Raw genomic sequence first — 20,187 nt, 5'->3', positions numbered from 1 at the left:
AAAGACCTTGCAGCAAAAAGTTGCAAGGGGTGCCGATGGTTACCCCGCCGTGACCTCTCACCGGCCTTCCCTCAACTGCCCCCACAGCCCCTGTTTCCTGGTGATCGGCGGGAAGTCGGACAGCTGTGCAAGACTCTGCAAGCACTTGCCATCCGCGTCCGCCGGGGGAATCATCCGTTGCGGATCGGACGCCGACCACGAGTTTCGAGGGACCGCGATGACCAAGCCACCCGCAGCGGGCCGTGCGACGGCGCGCACCCGGCGTCCCGTCGGTGTGCAAGGAGAACCCCGGCCGCTACAGTCCAGTGCTGTGACCACACGGCTTGCCGACATCGCTTTGCAGGCGGGGGTGAGCGAAGCGACCGTCAGCCGGGTCCTCAACGGGAAGCCGGGCGTCGCCGCCACCACCCGCCAGTCCGTGCTCGCCGCACTCGACGTACTGGGCTACGAACGCCCGGTGCGCCTGCGCCAGCGCAGCGAGGGGCTGGTCGGTCTGATCACCCCGGAGCTGGAGAACCCGATCTTCCCGGCCCTGGCGCAGGTCATCGGCCAGGCGCTGACCCGGCAGGGCTACACACCGGTGCTCGCCACCCAGACGCCGGGCGGCTCGACCGAGGACGAGCTGACGGAGATGCTCGTGGACCGCGGGGTCGCCGGCATCATCTACGTCTCCGGGCTGCACGCGGACACCACCGCCGACATGCAGCGCTACGACCGGCTGCGCGCCCAGGGCGTGCCCTACGTACTGGTCGACGGTTTCTCGCCGAAGGTGCAGGCGCCGTTCATCTCCCCCGACGACCGCGCGGCGATGAGCCTGGCGGTCACGCACCTGGCATCCCTGGGGCACACCCGGATCGGTCTGGCCCTCGGGCCCAAGCGGTTCGTGCCGGTGCAGCGCAAGATCGAGGGGTTCGTACGCGCGATACAGGAGCAGTTGGGCCTCGACGCCGCGACCGTGGAGTCGGAGTTGGTGCAGCACTCCCTGTACACCCTGGAGGGTGGTCAGGCGGCGGCCGTGGCGTTGATCGAACGCGACTGCACGGCCGTGGTGTGCGCCAGCGACATGATGGCGCTGGGCGCGATCCGGGCGGCCCGGCAGCTCGGCCTGGACGTGCCGAAGGACATCTCGGTGGTCGGCTTCGACGACTCCCCGCTGATCGCCTTCACCGACCCGCCGCTGACCACGATCCGCAAGCCGGTCCCGGCGATGGGGCAGGCGGCGGTGCGCACGCTGCTGGAGGAGATCGGCGGGACGCCCGCGCCGCACAGCGAGTTCGTGTTCATGCCGGAGCTGGTGGTGCGCGGTTCGACGGCGTCGGCGCCGGGGGAACGCGGTCGTTCCTGAGACCTTCGGCCTGATTTCGCCGTAGAACATGCGGCTCGTACGGGGCCGCGGGATGATCGGTGCAGAAGTCCTTTTCTGGCAGACTTTGCGCCTATGGGTGAAACGACCGTGACGAAGCCGGAGGGCATGGAAGCGGCCCTCCCGGAGACCGTTGCGGCCGATTCGGGGCACGCTCCGCGGCGCCGGCTGCGCACTCCGCGCCGGCCCCGGTTCTGGTTCGAGATCCTGCTGATCGCGGTGAGTTACTGGACGTACTCGCTCGTCCGCAACGCCGTGCCCGAGCAGAAGACCGAGGCCCTGCACAACGCCGACTGGATCTGGCAGGTCGAGCACCAGCTGGGCATCGCCGTCGAGGAGTCGGTCAACCACGCCGTGAACTCGGTGCATTGGCTGATCGTCGGGATGAACTACTACTACGCGACACTGCACTTCATCGTCACGCTGGGTGTCCTGGTGTGGCTGTACCGTCGCCATCCCGGCCGGTACGCGGCGACCCGCCTGGTGCTGTTCGCGACCACGGCCGTCGCCCTGGTCGGCTACTACCTGTATCCGCTGGCGCCCCCGCGGCTGATGAACGGCGGCGGCTTCGTCGACACGGTCATGGTCCACCAGACCTGGGGTTCGATGGCGTCCGGCGACCTGAAACACATGTCCAACCAGTACGCCGCGATGCCGTCGATGCACATCGGCTGGTCCCTGTGGTGCGGGCTGACGATCGCCGCGCTGGCGACGATCCCCTGGGTGCGGGTGCTGGGGTTGCTGTACCCGGCGCTGACCCTGGTGGTCATCGTCGCCACGGCCAACCACTTCTGGCTGGACGCGGTCGGCGGCGTGCTGTGCCTGGCCTTCGGATTCACGGTCGCACGACTCTGGTACGGCAGGCTGCCGTACGCGCTACCGCGCACGGTACCGGCACGAGCGCCCCACCCCCGGGCGCCCCGTCCTACGACCGCCCCTGCCACGACCGGGAGGCCGGCCGCGAGGACACCCGGGGCCGGGCGGGCCGCGGGCGGGGGGCCGGAGACCGGGCGGGCCGCGGGCAGGGGGACCGATGCCGGGCGGCTCGCGGGCAGGGGGGCGGAGGCCGGGCGGGGCGCGGGCAGGGGGGCGGAGGCCGGGCGGGGCGCGGGCAGAGGTCCGGAGGCCGGAGGCGCTGCGGGCAGGGGGCCCGAGGCAGGGCGCACTGCGGCGGCCGGGGGGCCCGAGGCGGAACGCGTCGCGGTCAGGCGGCGCGAGGCGGGGGCGCACGGCCGGACGGCCTGAGGCCGGACGCGCTGCGGCCGGGGGCCGACGCCGGACCCGTCGCGGCCAGGGAGCCCGAGGCCGGGTGGCGCACGGCCGGACGGCCTGAGGCCAGGGGTCCGAGGCGGCCGCACTGCAGCCGGGGGGCCAAGACGGAACCCGGCGCGGCCAAGCGGCCCGAGGCGGCGGCGCAGGGCCGAGCGGCCCGAGGCCAGAGGGCCGGAGGCCGGACGCACTGCGGGCGGGGGGCCCGAGGCGGAACGCGTCGCGTCCAGGCGACGCGAGGCGGGGGCACACGGCCGGATGGCCCGAGGCCAGAACGCCCGAAGCCGGACGCACTGCAGCCGGGGGCCAAGACGGAACCCGTCGCGGCCAAGCGGCGCGAGGCGGCGGCGCACGGCCGGACGGCCCAAGGCCAGGACACCCGAAGTCGGACGCACCGCGGCGGCCGGGGGCCCGAGGCCGAACGCGTCGCGGCCAGCGACGCGAGGCGGGGGCACACGGCCGGACGGCCTGAGGCCAGGGGGCCGGAGGCTGGACGCGTCGCGGCCAGGCGGCCCGAGGCGGCGGCGCACGGCCGGACGGCCTAAGGCCAGGACACCCGAAGTCGGACGCACTGCGGCGGCCGGGGGCTCGGGGCCGAACGCGTCGTGGCCAGGCGGCGCGAGGCTGGGCGCACGGCCGGACGGCCTGACGCCGACGCGCTGCGGCCGGACGCGCTGCGGCCGGACCCGTCGCGGCCAGGTGGCGCGAAGCCGCGCGTGTCGCGGCCGGAGGGCCCTGGCCGCGTCCCACGACCAGGGGCGCACGGCCAGACAGCCGAGGCTGGACGCGCTGCGGCCGGGAGTTCGAGGCCGGTGGCGCCGCGGGGGGCCCGGGACTTGGCGCGTCGCCGCCGGGCGAGTTGCGGTCAGGGTGTCGATGGGGGGTCGGTGTCAGGGGGGCGGCCTGGGGCTCAGGGGGTTTCCGGCTGGGGGTCAGCGCTCGGCGGTGCCGTAGAACAGTTCCTCGACCACACTGCGGGCCCTGCGGGCCGTACGTCGGTAGGCGTCCAGCATGTCGCCCGCGTGGCCGGGGCCGTAGCCCAGATACCTGCCCACGGCGGCCAGTTCCCGGGGCTCCGTCGGGAACGTGTCGCCGGCCCGGCCGCGTACCAGCATCACCGCGTTGCGGACGCGGGTCGCGAGGACCCAGGCCTCGTCGAGGGTCGCCGCGTCCTCGTCGGTGATGAGCCCCGCGGCCCGGGCGGCGGCCAGGGCCTCGCGGGTACGGGTGGTGCGCAGGCCCGGCTCCGTCGCGCCGTGCCGCAGCTGCATCAGCTGCACGGTCCACTCCACGTCGGACAGGCCGCCCGGTCCGAGCTTGGCGTGCAGCTTGGGGTCGGCGCCGCGCGGCAGCCGCTCCGACTCCATCCGGGCCTTGAGCCGCCGGATCTCGCGTACCGCCTCCTCGGCGAGCCCGTCCGCCGGGTAGCGCAACGGGTCGACCAGCTCGATGAAGCGGCGGCCCAGATCCTCGTCGCCGGCGACCGGCTCGGCCCGCAGCAGCGCGTGCGACTCCCAGGTCAGAGCCCACCGGCGGTAGTACGCCGCGTACGACGTGAGGGTGCGCACCAGCGGCCCGGTCTTGCCCTCCGGGCGCAGGTCGGCGTCGATGAGCAGGGGCGGGTCGGCGCTGGGGATCTGGAGCAGGCGGCGCATCTCGGAGACGACCTTGTTCGCCGCCTGGGAGGCCTCCCGCTCGTCGACGCCGTCACGCGGTTCATGCACGAACAGCACGTCCGCGTCGGAGCCGTAGCCCAGTTCGTGACCGCCGAAGCGGCCCATGCCGATGATCGCGAACCGGGTGGGCAGTTCGTCACCCCAGCCCTCGCGCACCACGGCCCGGAGCGTGCCGACGAGCGTCGCGGCCGTCAGGTCCGACACCGCGCCGCCGACCATGTCCACCAGGGCGCCCTGGTCGGCCTCGGCCGGCTGCTCCTCGGTGCCGTAGGAGCCGACGATGTCGGCGGCGGCCGTACGGAACAGCTCCCGGCGGCGCACCCCGCGCGCCGCCGTGACCGCCTGGGCGGCGCCGTCGGCCCGCTTCACGGCGGCATGTATCTCCTGCTCCAGATGGGCGCGCGGCCGTGGCTCCAGGCCGCCGCCGTCCCCGTCGCCGAGCAGCGCCACCGCCTCCGGGGCACGCATCAGCAGGTCGGGCGCGAGCCGGCCGGCGGACAGCACGCGGGCGAGGTTCTGCGCGGCGGCGCCCTCGTCCCGCAGCAGCCGCAGGTACCAGGGGGTCTTGCCGAGCGCGTCGGAGACCTTGCGGAAGTTGAGCAGGCCCGCGTCCGGGTCGGCGGAGTCGGCGAACCAGCCGAGCAGCACGGGCAGCAGGGTGCGCTGGATGGCGGCCTTGCGGGTGACGCCGGAGGCCAGTGCCTCCAGGTGGCGCAGGGCGGCGGCCGGGTCGGCGTAGCCGAGGGCGACCATGCGCTCGCGGGCCGCCTCGGTGCTGAGCCGGGCCTCGCCGGTGGCGAGCTGGGCCACGGCGTCGAGCAGCGGCCGGTAGAAGAGCTTCTCGTGCAGACGTCGTACGACGCCCGCGTGCCGGCGCCACTCGCGGTGCAGGTCGGCGACCGGGTCCTTGCGCAGGCCGAGCGAGCGGCCGATGCGGCGCAGCTCGGCCTCGTCCTCGGGGACCAGGTGGGTGCGCCGCAGCCGAAAGAGCTGGATGCGGTGCTCCATGGAGCGCAGGAAGCGGTACGCCTCGTCGAGCTGCGCCGCGTCGGCCCGGCCCACATAGCCACCGGCGGCCAGCGCCCGCAGCGCGTCCAGCGTGGTGCCGCTGCGCAGGGAGGTGTCGGCCCGGCCGTGCACCAGCTGGAGCAGCTGCACGGCGAACTCGACGTCCCTGAGGCCGCCCGGGCCGAGCTTCAGCTGGCGGTCGACCTCGGCGACGGGGATGTTCTCCACGACCCGGCGGCGCATCTTCTGCACGTCGGGGACGAAGTTCTCGCGTTCGGCGGCCTTCCACACCAGGGGCTGGACGGCGGCGACGTACTCCGCGCCGAGGTCGAGGTCGCCGGCCACGGGGCGGGCCTTGAGCAGCGCCTGGAACTCCCAGGTCTTGGCCCAGCGCTGGTAGTAGGCGAGGTGGCTGGAGAGGGTCCGCACCAGCGGGCCGTTCCTGCCCTCGGGCCGGAGGTTGGCGTCGACGGGCCAGATCGAGCCCTCGACGGTCGTCTCGGAGCAGATCCGCATCAGGTGCGAGGCGAGCCGGCCGGCGGCGCGCACGGCGTTGGTCTCGTCGGTTCCCTCGGTCGCCTCGCCGACGAAGATGACGTCCACGTCGGAGACGTAGTTGAGTTCGTGGCCGCCGCACTTGCCCATCGCGATCACCGCGAGCCGGCACTGGGCGGCGTCCTCGGGCGCGGCTGCCTGGGCGATCCCCAGGGCGGCGCGCAGGGTGGCGGTGGCGAGGTCGGCGAGCTCGGCGGCGGACTCGGCGACGCCGGTGGTGCCGCAGACGTCCCGGGCGGCGATGGACAGCAGGCAGCGCCGGTAGGCGACGCGCAGGGAGACCGGGTCGGTGGCCTCCGCGAGGCCGGCCTCGAACTCCTCCACCCCAGGGTGCAGGTCGTAGGCCTCGTACATGACGAGGGCCTGCCAGTCGTCCGGGTGCCGGGCGAGGTGGTCGGCGAGGGCGGTGGAGGCGCCGAGGACGCCGAGGAGGCGGTCGCGCAGGGGCTTGGCCGCGATCAGGGTGTCGAGCAGTTCCCGGCGGGCGCCGGGACCGTGCTGTGCCTCCAGCAGCCGGACGAGGCCGAGCAGCGCGAGGTCGGGGTCGGCGGTGCCGCCGAGCGCCTCCAGCAGCACCGGGTCGTCACGCAGCGGCGCGAGCTCGGGAGAGTCCAGGAGCCGTTCGGCGGCGGAGGCGTCGGTGAAACCGTGCCGCAGCAGCCGTGTGAAAGTACTGCTCCTGCGCCCCGGCGCCGCCGTCATCCGGGCCTCCCTCGCACTGTTCCTCGGACATGCATCGGATCAAGGTCGTACGGCTTCGAGCCTAACCGCCCGGGGCGGGGGAAGCGCCGGTGAGTTCGGCAGGCGGACGGGGCGGGCGCGTGGCTACGGCGACTGGCCGCGCAGGGGGAGGCGGGCTACGGCGGTTTCCGGTCACCAGGGGTACCGGAGGTCCATTTCCCCTGCGGCACGGGGCGTGCGGCCGTCTACTCGGTGGCGCGGCACGCGGTTATCGGCTTCGGTGAGGAGAACCGTCTCATGAGGCCGGACGAAGGAGTCACGCCATGGACATCACCCTCGAAGTCATCCCGCTGCCCGTGTCCGACGTCGACCGTGCCCGGGACTTCTACCGGGACAGGGTCGGCTTCCACGTGGACATCGACCAGGAGGTCATGCCCGGGATGAGGATCGTGCAGCTGACCCCGCCGGGTTCCGGCTGTTCGATCGCGCTGGGCGAGTCGATCTGGGAGATGACCCCCGGCCCGACCCCGGCCCCGGGTTCCTACCAGGGTCTGCAACTGTGCGTCGCCGACATCAAGGCGGCCCACGCGGAGCTGGTCGGCCGCGGCCTGGACGTCTCGGAGCCGGTGCAGTACTCCCCGGACGACGGCGCCACGTTCATGCACTTCCAGGACCCGGACGGCAACGGGTGGGCGGTGCAGGAGTACCGGCGCAGGGCCACCGAGCCGCTGCACCAACTGCTGGCGGACCTGAAGCGGAAGCAGGCCTGAGGGCCCGGAGGGGACCCGGTCAGGAATCGAGAAGCACGTCTCGCGGAGCGGGCTTAGCGTCGTTGTCATGACTTCCATCGCATCCGTCACCCTTGAGGTGGACGACCCCGCAGCCGCCGACCGCTTCTACTCCGCCGCCTTCGGTCTCGGCGACCGGCTGCGCCTGCGGGCGTCGGAGGAACCGACCTCCGGCTTCCGCGGGTTCACGCTGTCGCTGGTGGTCGCGCAACCGGCCGATGTGGACGCCCTCCTCGACGCGGCCGTACGGGCCGGTGCGACGACGGTGAAGCCCGCCGCCAAGTCGCTCTGGGGCTACGGGGGCGTCGTGCAGGCCCCCGACGGCACGATCTGGCAGCTCGCGTCGTCGTCGAAGAAGAACACCGGCCCGGCGACCGGTCGGGTCGACGAGTTCGTCCTGCTCCTCGGCGTCGAGGACGTGAAGGCGAGCAAGCAGTTCTACGTCGAGCACGGCCTGGCCGTGGGCAAGAGCTTCGGCAGCAAGTACGTGGAGTTCGCCGCCGGCGGCCCCGTCAAACTGGCCCTCTACAAGCGCCGCGGCCTCGCCAAGGTCGCCGGCGTCTCCCCCGACGGCACCGGCTCCCACCGCCTCACCATCGACGCCGACACCGACCCGTTCACGGACCCGGACGGATTCGCTTGGAGGACGGCTTCGGAGAGCGCGTCGGTGTGAGAGCGCGTCGTTGTAGGGGAGCCCGCAGTCGACGGAGGGCGAAGCTACCCCGGCGGCACCATCAGCATCAGTTCTTTCGATATTCCCGACCGCCTCGATACTCCCGTGTCCTACGACCCGTAGATGCAGATTTATCGCTCCGGTTCCAACCTGCTGGCGTGTCATTTTGTTCATCTGTAGGATGCGCAGCATGGGCATGCCCGCGCTTGCGTTGGACAATTCGACATTCATCAGCGCACAGGAGTTCATCACTGCGCAAAATCGGGGCGAGCGGAGTCGAGATCCATTCGCGCGCCAGTCCTATGTCGAGCTGGTGCAGTCCCTCATATTCCAGCCGGCGGTGCGGGTGATCCACCCGGTACACCTCAGCCCGACCTCCGAACAATTCGGCGACGAGCCATATCTTTTGCGACGCCTGCTGGAACTCAGGCTGGTCACACCGGTGTGGATTCCCGCAGAGTCCGTGTCACACCTCGAAGCCGCGGAATCGGATGTGCTCACCACTTTGCAGACGCGCGGGGTTGACGCCATGCTCTCGTTTCTGCGGTCTATGGAGGCTTGCGATCAAGAGGCCGAGGCCGCGGGCAGTCCCGGTCTCCGGCGGAGAATCCTGCAGTGGAACGATTTCCATCAGACGCAGATTCCGCACCACTTGGTCCGCGTGCCGACCACCGATGGAATCGAACCCGATCGGCTCGGCGAATGGTCACGGGCTGCCTCCGTCGCCATCGGCGAACTGTTCCGCCCCCTCATGCCGAGTGCGGTGGAGCCTTCAAACTTCATCGCGGCGCTTGCGAGGTCCCTTCGTTACCAAGCCCGAGCGACGGTCACGGGCCACGCATATCAGCCACACGGGCTCCGCCGGGACTTCGCCGTCACCAGCCAGATCCTGTCCGACGGCATGGATGAGGAGACGGCTGTCGATGTCATCAAGCTGATCAGGGGCATACATGACCGGCTGAGTGAGAACGCCGGGCCGTCCCGTGCCCGGCACCTCGAACTGCTTCGCCTCGAACTGCCACTGGTAGGAGGCCGTCTATGGAATGCCGAAGAGGCGGGGCTGCGGACCGACCGGGAATGGATCGACCTGGTCTGTGACCGCATCATGAGTTACCGCGCGAAGGCCGGCCCGCTCCGCGAGATGGTCCGCGGAATAAGAACTGAGGAAGATATCCTGCGTTTTGAACGCAGAATCGAAGAGGTCACCCAACGGCTCAACGAGCGACTCGGTCTGAGCACCGTCGACATTACTCCTCTTGAGGCCCAGCTCGCCGAAGGGGTTTCCACCGTCGCATCGGCCGTGCCCGGGGTGCCGACTGTAGGAGGTCTTTGGATCGGTGCCCGGACGACGCTGAAGCGGTATGCGTTCCGCGGGAACACCGTCCAGAAGTTCGTGTACCAAGAATATGTGAGCGCCTGGCGCCGCGCCAACCAGTGATCCGTACAGGAATCCGGCAGGCCCCTGCCTAAATGAAGCAGCGGGCGGGCTCGACATCGGAAAGATAGTCCAGTCTCGGTTCCAGCGCGCTGATCGTCTCCTCGGCAACCAGCCCTTCCCGCAGCACATAGGCAACCATGTCGACTTCGGTCCACTGGGTCAGGCAATCATCGGCGTTCCCTCCCAGCCGACTGACAACAGGATCCACGAGGACACGACGGATCATCTCGCCATGGCAGACCTTCTCGTTGTTCAGCGGAAAGATGTACTGCTCCAGATAGCTGTGACGCAGCGCCGAGCGGATACTACGGAATCTTTCGTCCTCCAATGGATCCGTGTTCAAAAAATCATGTTCGGACAGGAACTTTCGCGCCGACCTGAAGACGAGTGAGTTCAAGTCACGGGTGTATCTGGCCACGTCCGATTCTCGGTTCAACAGCAGGTAGAGGTGTTGCAGTTCCTCCAAAAACGCGAAATCCCCGGTCGGTAGGCGGAGCATGTCGAGCGCACCGTCCGGCAGTTCCGACGGCGACAGGTTCAGGCCGGTGATGGTGAAAAGAGTATCCTCGAAGAAGCCCGTGACGATATCAGCCAGAAGCACCGCACGAGCGGCGGGACTCAATTCCGAGACACGCTTACGTGCAATGTCTGCCGCTTGACTGACGGTCGCTTCCGGCAATCGCCCCTCGATGAAACGCTCCATGTCTTCGGCTCCATCGAAGTGGCCCTTCTCGGCATTGTGCGCGAACGGCCAACGATTGATGTCGTGGAGCCAGGAGAAGAGCAAGACCTCCGACCTGGGCAACCCGCGCTTCTCCCCGACCATCAGGGCCAGAGAAGCGACTCTCGCCACATGCTCGTAGCGCGAGAACGCCAGGGTGCGCGGGTCACCCCCGTTGGGGTGCACGGTCACAAATCCGGTAATGGCCTGCAGTCGCTTCGCGGCGCACGTCAGCCAGGTCGGCAGCAGTTCCGAGACCAGGGTTCCAGACCTATTCATCGCCGCTCTCCCTACCGAACCTCCCGAGCCAGGCCCGCTCGGCTGAAATCGATTCAGGTAGCAGTTCAATTTGATACTTGTGCAGTGTCAAGCTGATCATTGACTGCCGGACCCTCCTGCCCGCCCGGACGCGGCGGCCGGGTAAGACCTCGAGGCCAGACATGCTCGTTCCGAGTTCGTTCGCGATCCAGGCCAGGTGTTCCCGCGCAATCTCTGGTTGAAGAACCCGAGCCCGGCAGAGGTCTCGCTGAGATCGCGGGCAGTGACACGGCAGACATTGGTCGGCAGCACCCCGACGACGGTCCCAGACTCCCAAGGCTTCCGCCCGGCCCGTGGCCAGTGCAATGGCGCACGAGGTGCTGCGATAGATCGGATAACCCACGGCAGCGGCCGCCGTGTTGATGTCCTTCCAGGCTTCCGCGTTCCACAGCTCATCACACGCTTCGGCGGGACCTTCCAACAAGCCTGTCTGGACGAGTTCCTCTTGGGCGATCCCGGATCCCGTGGAGAGGCCGATCGCGACCGAACAGCGATAGCCTGATTCCTTCAGCCGACGTACGACTCGGACGGCCCAGTCGGCGGAAGGCACAGACTTCCGCACGACCGGCCGCCAGAAGTGCACCATCGCGATGTTATTCATGTCGCGACACTCCGTTCCGGCATCGAACGTCATTTCAGGGGCGAGCACGGGCCCCTTTTCCGTGCGTAACTCCAGCGTGGTCCGATGAAAGGACTGTGAGCAGAAAATCACCACGGGAATGTTCAGGTCGTCCAGGGCGAGGGCCAGAGCACGCGGCATACGCCCTTTCGTCACCACCACCAGCGACCGCGAGAGGTCGGCAACGGCCAGCTCGGTGGCGAAGGCACGGAGATAGTCCTGATTGGCCGGGGTCAGCAGCATATCCGTATAGTTGCCCAGACATACCGGCGTGGAATCAATGTCACCACCCATATGACTGCGAGTTTGTTCGATGTACTCACAGAGCATTTCCACTGCCCTACCGGGTGAAACTCTCGGTTCCGGAGGACGCGACTTCAACCCTATCGGGCCCAGATAGCAGTACGAACAGTTTGCAGGACAGCCGACAATGGGATCGACACTTATCCACGTGTCATGCTCCGCGATGATGGGCACATGCTTCAAAGGCACCCCCCGGCCCGTCAATTCACTCCCCCCGTCCCATGACGTCCGCGCACCGATAAGAAGCGATGACATTCTAGCGCCGACGACACCCTCTTGAGCCTCCTGGGATCTCGTCAGGAAAAGTCCAGGGAATCGATGGCGATCAAGTAGCCCCGATGGTAGGTGGCCACCAAGTCGAAAGGGCTGCCGGTCCACGACCGGCAGCCCTCTCTCCTGAAATCCGCAGCGATGCGGACGCCTCGCCGCCCCGCCCTACAGTGCCGGAAGGTTCTTCCGCAGCTCGAACGCCGTGACCTCGCTGCGGTACTCCTCCCACTCCTGGCGCTTGTTGCGCAGGAAGAAGTCGAAGACGTGTTCGCCGAGGGTTTCGGCGACGAGGTCGCTGCGTTCCATGAGGGTCAGGGCCTCGCCCAGGTTCTGGGGGAGCGGCTCGATGCCCATCGCGCGGCGTTCCGCGTCGGACAGGGCCCAGACGTCGTCCTCGGCGCCGGGCGGGAGCTCGTAGCCCTCCTCGATGCCCTTGAGGCCGGCGGCGAGGAGGAGCGCGTAGGCCAGGTACGGGTTCGCGCCCGAGTCCAGGGAGCGGACCTCGACCCTCGCCGAGCCCGTCTTGCCGGGCTTGTACATGGGGACGCGGACCAGGGCCGAGCGGTTGTTGTGGCCCCAGCAGATGTAGGAGGGGGCCTCGCCGCCCGCGCCGGCGGTGCGCTCCGCGCCGCCCCAGATGCGCTTGTAGGAGTTCACCCACTGGTTGGTGACCGCGGAGATCTCCGCCGCGTGCCGCAGCAGGCCCGCGATGAAGGAGCGGCCCACCTTGGACAGCTGGTACTCCGAGCCCGACTCGTAGAACGCGTTGCGGTCGCCCTCGAAGAGGGAGAGGTGGGTGTGCATGCCGCTGCCGGGGTGCTCGGAGAACGGCTTCGGCATGAACGTGGCGTGCACGCCCTGCTCCAGGGCCACCTGCTTCATGACGAGGCGGAACGTCATGATGTTGTCGGCGGTGGAGAGCGCGTCGGCGTAGCGGAGGTCGATCTCCTGCTGGCCGGGGGCGCCCTCGTGGTGGGAGAACTCCACCGAGATGCCCATCGACTCCAGCATGGTGATCGCCTGGCGGCGGAAGTCCATGCCGACGTTGGTCGGGGTGTGGTCGAAGTAGCCGGAGTTGTCGGCCGGGGTGGGCCGGGAGCCGTCCAGCGGGCGGTCCTTCAGCAGGAAGAACTCGATCTCCGGGTGGGTGTAGAAGGTGAAGCCCAGGTCGGAGGTGCGGGCGAGGGCGCGCTTCAGCACGTAGCGCGGGTCGGCGAAGGACGGGGAGCCGTCCGGCATGAGGATGTCGCAGAACATCCGGGCCGTGCCCGGGGCCTCCGCCCGCCAGGGCAGGATCTGGAAGGTCGACGGGTCCGGCTTGGCGATCATGTCGGACTCGTAGACCCGGGCGAAGCCCTCGATCGCGGAGCCGTCGAAGCCGATGCCCTCGTCGAAGGCCTGCTCCAGCTCGGCCGGGGCCACGGCGACCGACTTGAGGAAGCCCAGCACGTCGGTGAACCACAGGCGTACGAACCGGATGTCGCGCTCCTCCAACGTCCGGAGCACGAACTCCTGCTGCTTGTCCATCTTCCGCTTCCCCATCCTTGCTGGTCAGGCCGCCTTCTCTTCCGTACCACGGGAGGCGGTCGGGCACCTGAGCATCCCACCACACCACCATTTCGTACGCGTTGCGGACCATGATCGCCCGGGCGGCCCGGGGTCGAACGCCTCGCCTACGGCAGGTGAACTGCTCCTGCGCCCATAGTGCCTGCTCGCAGCGGCATCCGTAACGGCCGGTTCCTTTCGCCGCCCGGGCCTCTTAATTTGCATCTCATATGCAACTTTAAATAGCGTGCCCCCAGTCGAGCCCTGACCTGAGGAGCCCAGATGCTGTCCCAGCAGTCCGCCGCCACCGTCCGCGCCACACTCCCCGCCGTCGGCGCGGCCCTCGGCACGATCACCGAGCGCTTCTACGCCGGGCTGTTCGAAGCCCACCCGGAGCTGCTGCGGGACCTGTTCAACCGGGGCAACCAGGCCGCCGGCACCCAGCGCCAGGCCCTGGCCGGTTCCATCGCCGCGTTCGCGACGCACCTGCTGGACCGTCCGGAGCAGCGGCCCGACGCGATGCTGGAGCGCATCGCCCACAAGCACGCCTCCCTGGGCGTCACGCCGGAGCAGTACGGCGTCGTCCACGAGCACCTGTTCGCCGCCATCGCCGAGGTGCTCGGCGACGCGGTCACTCCGGAGGTCGCGGCCGCCTGGGACGAGGTGTACTGGCTGATGGCGAACGCGCTCATCGCCGTGGAGCGGCGGCTGCGCGAGGAGCGCGGCGGGCCGGCCTGGCGGTCCTGGGAGGTCGTGGAGCGGGTCACCGAGACCGAGGACGTCGCGACCTTCCGGCTGCGGCCCGTCGACGGCGGTCCGGTGCGGGAGTTCCTCGCGGGCCAGTACGTCTCCGTCCGCGTCGCCCTCGTTGACGGTGCCCGGCAGATACGGCAGTACAGCCTGTCCGGGGCGCCCGGCCCGGACCTGCGGCAGATCAGCGTGAAGCGCGTGCGTACGGCCGGCGCCCCCGACGGCGAGGTCTCGAACCACCTCCACGCGCGCGTGCGGGTCGGTGACGTCCTGGAGCTGTCCGAGCCGTACGGCGACCTGGTCCTCGACGCCGGCTCCGGCACGCCGCTGCTGCTGGCCTCGGCGGGCATCGGTGTGACCCCGATGACCGCGATGCTGGCGTACCTCGCCGACTCGGGGCACCACGCCCCGGTCACCGTCGTGCACGCCGACCGCTCCCCCGCGACGCACGCCCTGCGCACCGACCACGAGGCCTACGCGGCCAAGCTCCCGGACGTGGCCGTCCACCTCTGGTATGAGCAGGACGCCCCCGGGGGCACCCGCCAGGGCCTGGTCGACCTCACCGGAGTCCCGCTGGCCTCGGGCACGCGCGCGTACCTGTGCGGACCGCTGCCCTTCATGCGGGCGGTGCGGACCCAGCTGATCGCGAAGGGTGTGGCCCCCGCCGACATCCACTACGAGGTGTTCGGGCCGGACCTGTGGCTGGCGGGTCAGGCCTGATCGGGCCCGCGGGCGGAGCCCGGCTGGTCCTCACGGGGGTCGACGCCCCGCGAGATCCCCAGGAGCAGTACCCCGGTCGGCTCCGCCACGATGTCCTGGACCGTGAGCGGGTCCAGTGAGGCGAAGAACGCCTCCTGGGCCCGGCGCAGGGCGCCGCGCAGGCGGCAGGCGGAGTTGAGGGGGCAGGGGGTGGGGCCCTCGCAGTCGACGACGTCGCCGCCGCCCTCGAAGGCACGCACCACGGCGCCGACCGAGGCCGTGCGGCCCCGCTCGGTGAGGGTGAGGCCGCCGCCCCGGCCGCGGCGGGCCTCGATCAGGCCCATGTGCTGGAGCTCGGCGACGACCTTCGCCAGGTGGGTGTACGGCACGTCCATGCCGTCCGCGACGTCCCGGGTGGTCGGAGTCGCTCCACCCGCGACGGCGAGCCGCATCAGGACCCGCAGAGCGAGGTCGGTGAAACGCAGCAGCCGCATGCAGGCAGCGTAGGTAATAGGAATCCGCTGTTCAAATTATTCGGTACCCCCGAAGGTCAGCGGCTGACGGCCGCCTCTCAGACGTGATCGCGTTAGCCGCCCTCCTTCACCTGCACTTCCATCCAATCGAACGAAGTTGCCTACATCGTGCACAATTCCGATGAGATGTGATCTTTCGCAGCGAGCGACCGCGAAGCGTCTATACGGTGATCGTCATGCAGCTCCGCTACAACTACCGGGCCTATCCGGATGCCTCTCAGTGCGGTGCGCTGGCGCGGGCGTTCGGGTGTGCCCGTGTGGTGTGGAACGATTGCCTGCGTGATCGGAAAGAAGCGCACGCTGTGGGGTTGCCCTACGTGAAATCGGCGGATCTTTCCCGGCTACGGATCACCCAGGCCAAGCGCACTGAGGAGCGTGCCTGGCTCGCCGAGGTGTCGGCGGTGGTCCTGCAGCAGTCCCTGCGGGACCTGGACACCGCTTACAAGAACTTCTTCGACAGCGTCAACGGCAAGCGGAGGGGCCGGAGGCTGGGCCCGCCCCGCTACAAGTCGAAGAAGGACGCCCGGCAGTCGATCCGCCTCAACACCAATGCTTTCTCCTTGCGCAGCAACGGCACGGTGTACGTGGCGAAGGTCGGCAACCTCAGGGTCAAGTGGTCGCGCCGGCTTCCGGCCGCGCCGACGTCCCTGACGGTCACCAAGGACAGTTCTGGCCGGTACTTCCTGAGCTTCGTGGTGGACACCGAGCCCGAGATCCTCCCGCAGACGGAGGCGGAAGCCGGTATCGATCTGGGCCTGTCCGCCTTCGCGGTCCTGTCCGACGGCCGGAAGATCGACAGCCCCCGCTTCCTCCGCCGGGCGGAGAAGAAGCTCAAGCGTCTTGGCCGGGAGCTGTCCCGCAAGGTCAAGGGATCGAAGAACCGGGCCAAGGCCCGTATCAAGGTCGCACGCCAGCACGCCAAGGTGGCCGATCGGCGTCGGGACTTTCACCACAAGGCATCCACGCAGATCATCCGCGACAACCAAGCGGTGTACGTGGAAGACCTCGCGGTGGCCGGTCTCGGCCGGACCAGGCTCGCCAAGTCCGTGCACGACGCGGGATGGTCCGCGTTCATCGGCATGCTGGAGTACAAGGCGGACAGAGACGGCCGCACCTTCGCCAAAGTGGATCGTGCCTTCCCGTCCTCCCAGATCTGCTCCGCATGCGGATACCGGGACGGCCCCAAACCGCTGCACATCAGACAGTGGACGTGCCGCGGATGCGGCACCGTGCACGACCGCGACCACAACGCAACCCGCAACGTCCTGTTCGAAGGACGCCGTATCGTCGCCGCCGGACGGGTGGAGACGCAAAACGCCTGTGGAGCGCCGGTAAGACGGGCACACGTGCCCGCACAGCGCGGTGAAGCAGGAAGCCCCCGGAAGGGCTCAGACGGCCCAGGCCGGGCCCCCTGGACATCAGGCCGGGAAGCACGTCAAGATCAGCCCACCCGACTGTCACTTTTCCCACGAAGGACACCTCATGGGCTCCGCCAACAAGAGCAACACGGACCGCAGGGCGCGAATAGAGGAGATGCGGCGGGCCGAGCAGTCCCGTGAGCGTCGTAACCGGATCCTCACCATCGCGGCCAGTGTCGTGGTCGTCGCCGGACTCGTGGTCGGCGGCGTCGTGCTCGTGCGGTCCCAGGACGACAAGGGCAGTGACACCGCGGCGGCGAAGGACTCCTCGGGCAAGGGCAAGTTCGTGACGGGCGAGGACGGCGTGAAGACCTGGGAGGGGAAGCTGTCCCGCAACCACGTCGACAAGGCCGTGAAGTACGCGTCCGAGCCGCCGGTCGGCGGTGACCACAACCAGGTCTGGATGAACTGCGACGGCGACGTCTACACCGAGCAGCTGAACAACACCAACGCCGTGCACTCGCTGGAGCACGGGGCGGTGTGGGTGACGTACAACGCCGACGCGAAGAAGGCCGACGTCGACGCGCTCGCGGCGAAGGTGAAGAAGACGCCGTACACGCTGATGAGCCCGATGGACGACCAGAAGGACCCGATCATGCTCTCGGCGTGGGGCCACCAGCGCACGGTGACGGGCGCGAAGGACCCGAACGTGGACAAGTTCTTCGAGAAGTTCGTCCAGGGCGAGCAGACCCCCGAGCCGGGCGCCGCCTGCACGAACGGCCTGTCGAAGTGAGGCAGGCCGGACTGATCGCCGGGGCGGCGACCGCGGCGCTCGTCGCCGCCGGTGCGATCACCTACGCGGTCGCCGGGGACGACGGCGGCGGCCGGACACCGTCCGCCGAGTCCGCGGACGCCGGGTTCGCCCGGGACATGGCGGTGCACCACCAGCAGGCCGTGGAGATGTCGTACATCGTGCGCGACCGCACGAAGGACGAGGAGGTCCGGCGCCTGGCGTACGACATCGCCCAGACGCAGGCCAACCAGCGCGGCATGATGCTCGGCTGGCTCGACCTGTGGAGCCTGCCCAAGGTGTCCTCCGAGCCGCCGATGACCTGGATGGACATGGGCGGCATGGCCTCCGGCGAGGACGGCGCGCTGATGCCGGGCATGGCGACCGACTCCGAGATGAAGAAGCTCGGCGAGCTCGACGGCAAGCAGGCGGAGGTCTACTACCTCCAGCTGATGACGGACCATCACAAAGGCGGCGTCCACATGGCCGAGGGTTGTGTGGCCAAGTGTCAGGTCGGCGTGGAGAAGCGCCTCGCCCAGGGCATGGTCGACGCCCAGCAGTCGGAGATCTCCCTGATGGCCGACCTGCTCAAGGAGCGGGGCGCGAGGCCGCGGTCGTAAACAGCCCCAAATCGCCCTCGCAGACCGCCTCTTGGGCTTCTCTTGGTCCGCGTAGGGCTCTTCTTGGCCCGCACAGGGCGCTTCTTGGGCTGCGCCATTCCCTGGCATGAACGGTTCATCGCGAGAGTGGCGACCGTCGAGTGATCCACTCGCGTCGAACCGCACAGGGGGTTCCATGAGATCCAACCGCGCCAAGGTGCGCGCCGTGAGCGTGGCGGCGACACTGCCGATGCTCGCCGGTGCGCTGGCGCTCGGCATACCCGCGGCGCACGCCGCCGACCACCCGCTCCGCGACCTGCTGGCCGGGACCCGGCCCGCGTGGGCCACCGCCAAGGCGGACCAGGGCGCCACCTCCGACGGCGCCCGGGTCTCGGCCCGGGTCTATCTGGCCGGCCGGGACGCCGCGGGGCTCGCCGCCTACGCGAAGGCCGTCTCCGACCCGGACTCGGCCTCGTACGGCAGGTATCTGACGGCCGAGCAGGCGCAGGCCCGCTTCGGTGCCACGAAGGCCCAGGTGGCGGCCGTGAGGTCCTGGCTGACGGCGGCCGGTCTGAAGGTCACCGGCGTCACGCGGCACTATGTGTCCGTCAGCGGTGACGTGGCCGCCGCTGAGAAGGCTTTCGGCACGCAGCTGCACAACTTCGCCAAGGGCTCGAAGACCTATCGCGCCCCGGCGAGCGCCGCCTCCGTGCCGCAGGGCCTGGCCGACGCCGTCCTGACCGTGACCGGGCTGGACAACGCGCCGCACATGGCCACGCACGAGGACCAACTGCCGCCGCCGGACACCGTGTTCCGCAACGCCGGGCCGTTCTCCTCGTACTACGGCTCGAAGACCGCGAGCACCCTCCCGAGCGCGTACGGCAAGAAGATCCCGTACGCGGTGAAGGGCTACACGGGCAAGCAGCTGCGGGCCGCCTACGGCGCGGGCGAGCGCACCGGTAAGGGCGTCCGGGTCGCCATCACGGACGCCTACGCCTCCCCGACGATCGCCTACGACGCCGGCACCTACGCCAAGCGCAACGGTGACGCGGCGTGGAAGACGGGCCAGCTGCACCAGTCGCTGCCCGCGGGGTACACCGACACCGAGGACTGCGGGGCGGCCGGCTGGTACGGCGAGGAGACCCTGGACGTCGAGGCGGTGCACGCGGTCGCACCGGCCGCGGACGTCACCTACGTCGGCGCCGCCTCCTGCACGGACGGCGATCTGCTCGACGCGCTCGGCAAGGTCGTCGATCACCACCTGGCCGACATCGTCTCCAACTCCTGGGGCGAGGTGGAGGCCGCGCAGACGCCCGACCTCGCGGCCGCCTACGACCAGGTGTTCCAGCTGGGCGCGGTCGAGGGCATCGGCTTCTACTTCTCCTCCGGCGACGACGGCGACGAGGTCGCGAGTTCCGGCACGAAGCAGGTCGACTCCCCGGCCAACTCGGCGTGGGTGACCGCCGTCGGCGGCACCTCGCTGGCCGTCGGCAAGAACGACACCTACCTCTGGGAGACCGGCTGGGGCACCGACAAGGCGGACCTGTCGGCCGACGGCAAGAGCTGGACGGACTTCCCCGGCGCCTTCACCTCCGGCGCGGGCGGCGGCACCAGCAAGACGGTCACCGAGCCCGGCTACCAGCAGGGTGTCGTGCCGGACGCGCTGGCCAAGGCCAACAGCGCGGCCGGCAACCGGGTCGTCCCGGACATCGCGGCGATCGCCGACCCGAACACCGGCTTCCTGGTCGGGCAGACGCAGAGCTCGCCGGACGGGAAGAAGCAGGCGTACGGCGAGTACCGCATCGGCGGCACCTCGCTCGCCGCGCCGACCATCGCGGCGATCCAGGCCCTGGCCCAGGAGGCCCGCGGCGGCAAGGCGATCGGCTTCGCCAACCCGGCGATCTACGCGAAGTACGGCTCGAAGGTCTACCACGACGTGACCGACGACCCGACGGGCCAGGGGCTCGCCGTGGCCCGGGTCGACTTCGTGAACGGCTACGACGCCACCGGCGGTCTGGCCACGTCCGTGCGCAGCCTCGGCAAGGACAGCTCGCTGTCCGCCGTGAAGGGCTACGACGACGTCACCGGCGTGGGCACGCCCGCGAGCGGTTACGTCGAGTCGTACCGGCGGCACTGACCTCCGCAGTCGAGTCGTACCGGCGGCACTGACCTCCGCAAGGGGATCGGGGTGGTGTGGGATGACCCACACCACCCCATTGCGTCGCACTGAC

15 protein-coding genes are annotated in these 20,187 nt (G+C 69.7%); 10 read left to right on the top strand and 5 right to left on the bottom strand.

What is annotated here, in order from left to right; all coding sequences use genetic code 11:
- Positions 1–310 precede the first annotated feature (310 nt).
- Entirely contained in the window at positions 311–1,345 is a 1,035-nt protein-coding gene (locus tag ACFZDE_RS09475; protein ID WP_391198862.1) for a substrate-binding domain-containing protein, read from the top strand.
- Positions 1,346–1,438: 93 nt separating this feature from the next.
- Positions 1,439–2,608, top strand: a complete 1,170-nt coding sequence (locus tag ACFZDE_RS09470; RefSeq protein ID WP_391198857.1) for a phosphatase PAP2 family protein — start codon at positions 1,439–1,441, stop codon at positions 2,606–2,608.
- Positions 2,609–3,564: 956 nt separating this feature from the next.
- Here the strand turns inward: ACFZDE_RS09470 and ACFZDE_RS09465 are convergent.
- Positions 3,565–6,573, bottom strand: coding sequence for a bifunctional [glutamine synthetase] adenylyltransferase/[glutamine synthetase]-adenylyl-L-tyrosine phosphorylase (locus tag ACFZDE_RS09465; RefSeq protein ID WP_391198854.1), 3,009 nt, complete (start codon positions 6,571–6,573; stop codon positions 3,565–3,567).
- Positions 6,574–6,875: 302 nt separating this feature from the next.
- Here ACFZDE_RS09465 and ACFZDE_RS09460 point away from each other — a divergent pair, with 302 nt between their 5' ends.
- The 3 genes from ACFZDE_RS09460 to ACFZDE_RS09450 all read left to right on the top strand — a co-directional run bounded on the left by ACFZDE_RS09460 (position 6,876) and on the right by ACFZDE_RS09450 (position 9,451).
- Positions 6,876–7,322 (top strand): VOC family protein, encoded by a 447-nt coding sequence (locus tag ACFZDE_RS09460; protein ID WP_390997786.1) that lies wholly within the window; start codon positions 6,876–6,878, stop codon positions 7,320–7,322.
- A 67-nt stretch (positions 7,323–7,389) separates the two neighbouring features.
- Positions 7,390–8,013 (top strand): glyoxalase, encoded by a 624-nt coding sequence (locus ACFZDE_RS09455; RefSeq protein WP_391198852.1) that lies wholly within the window; start codon positions 7,390–7,392, stop codon positions 8,011–8,013.
- Positions 8,014–8,203: 190 nt separating this feature from the next.
- Positions 8,204–9,451, top strand: coding sequence for a hypothetical protein (locus tag ACFZDE_RS09450; protein WP_391198849.1), 1,248 nt, complete (start codon positions 8,204–8,206; stop codon positions 9,449–9,451).
- A gap of 28 nt (positions 9,452–9,479) precedes the next feature.
- On the opposite strand, the gene ACFZDE_RS09445 is transcribed toward ACFZDE_RS09450, so the two are convergent.
- From ACFZDE_RS09445 to glnA, 3 genes are all read right to left on the bottom strand, one after another.
- Positions 9,480–10,451 (bottom strand): HD domain-containing protein, encoded by a 972-nt coding sequence (locus tag ACFZDE_RS09445; protein WP_391198847.1) that lies wholly within the window; start codon positions 10,449–10,451, stop codon positions 9,480–9,482.
- On the bottom strand, positions 10,444–11,352 hold the full coding sequence (locus ACFZDE_RS09440) for a hypothetical protein (protein WP_391198845.1): 909 nt from the start codon (positions 11,350–11,352) through the stop codon (positions 10,444–10,446). The genes ACFZDE_RS09445 and ACFZDE_RS09440 overlap by 8 nt, the downstream gene beginning before the upstream one ends.
- Before the next feature lie 495 nt (positions 11,353–11,847).
- On the bottom strand, positions 11,848–13,209 hold the full coding sequence (gene glnA, locus ACFZDE_RS09435; protein ID WP_030837357.1) for a type I glutamate--ammonia ligase: 1,362 nt from the start codon (positions 13,207–13,209) through the stop codon (positions 11,848–11,850).
- Between the two features lie 300 nt (positions 13,210–13,509).
- On the opposite strand from glnA, the gene ACFZDE_RS09430 reads away from it, so the two are divergent.
- The gene (locus ACFZDE_RS09430) at positions 13,510–14,697 is read left to right on the top strand and encodes a globin domain-containing protein (RefSeq protein WP_391198842.1); all 1,188 of its coding nucleotides are present in this window, start codon (positions 13,510–13,512) and stop codon (positions 14,695–14,697) included.
- Here ACFZDE_RS09430 and ACFZDE_RS09425 read toward each other — a convergent pair.
- Entirely contained in the window at positions 14,688–15,170 is a 483-nt protein-coding gene (locus ACFZDE_RS09425; RefSeq protein ID WP_391198839.1) for an Rrf2 family transcriptional regulator, read from the bottom strand. The two genes, ACFZDE_RS09430 and ACFZDE_RS09425, sit on opposite strands and share 10 nt — an antisense overlap.
- 215 nt (positions 15,171–15,385) lie before the next feature.
- On the opposite strand from ACFZDE_RS09425, the gene ACFZDE_RS09420 reads away from it, so the two are divergent.
- The 4 genes from ACFZDE_RS09420 to ACFZDE_RS09405 all read left to right on the top strand — a co-directional run bounded on the left by ACFZDE_RS09420 (position 15,386) and on the right by ACFZDE_RS09405 (position 20,093).
- The gene (locus ACFZDE_RS09420) at positions 15,386–16,768 is read left to right on the top strand and encodes an RNA-guided endonuclease TnpB family protein (protein ID WP_391198836.1); all 1,383 of its coding nucleotides are present in this window, start codon (positions 15,386–15,388) and stop codon (positions 16,766–16,768) included.
- Positions 16,692–17,360, top strand: coding sequence for a DUF3105 domain-containing protein (locus ACFZDE_RS09415; protein WP_391198833.1), 669 nt, complete (start codon positions 16,692–16,694; stop codon positions 17,358–17,360). The genes ACFZDE_RS09420 and ACFZDE_RS09415 overlap by 77 nt, the downstream gene beginning before the upstream one ends.
- Positions 17,357–17,977 (top strand): DUF305 domain-containing protein, encoded by a 621-nt coding sequence (locus tag ACFZDE_RS09410; RefSeq protein WP_390997763.1) that lies wholly within the window; start codon positions 17,357–17,359, stop codon positions 17,975–17,977. Before ACFZDE_RS09415 ends, ACFZDE_RS09410 begins: the two co-directional genes overlap by 4 nt.
- Positions 17,978–18,152: 175 nt before the next feature.
- Positions 18,153–20,093, top strand: a complete 1,941-nt coding sequence (locus tag ACFZDE_RS09405; protein WP_391198831.1) for a protease pro-enzyme activation domain-containing protein — start codon at positions 18,153–18,155, stop codon at positions 20,091–20,093.
- Positions 20,094–20,187: the final 94 nt, after the last annotated feature.

The organism is Streptomyces sp. NPDC007929 (assembly GCF_042959065.1).
Lineage (GTDB): Bacteria > Actinomycetota > Actinomycetes > Streptomycetales > Streptomycetaceae > Streptomyces.
The sequence above is the reverse complement of the archived record's forward strand: the minus strand, read 5'-3'. Positions and strand labels throughout refer to the sequence as shown.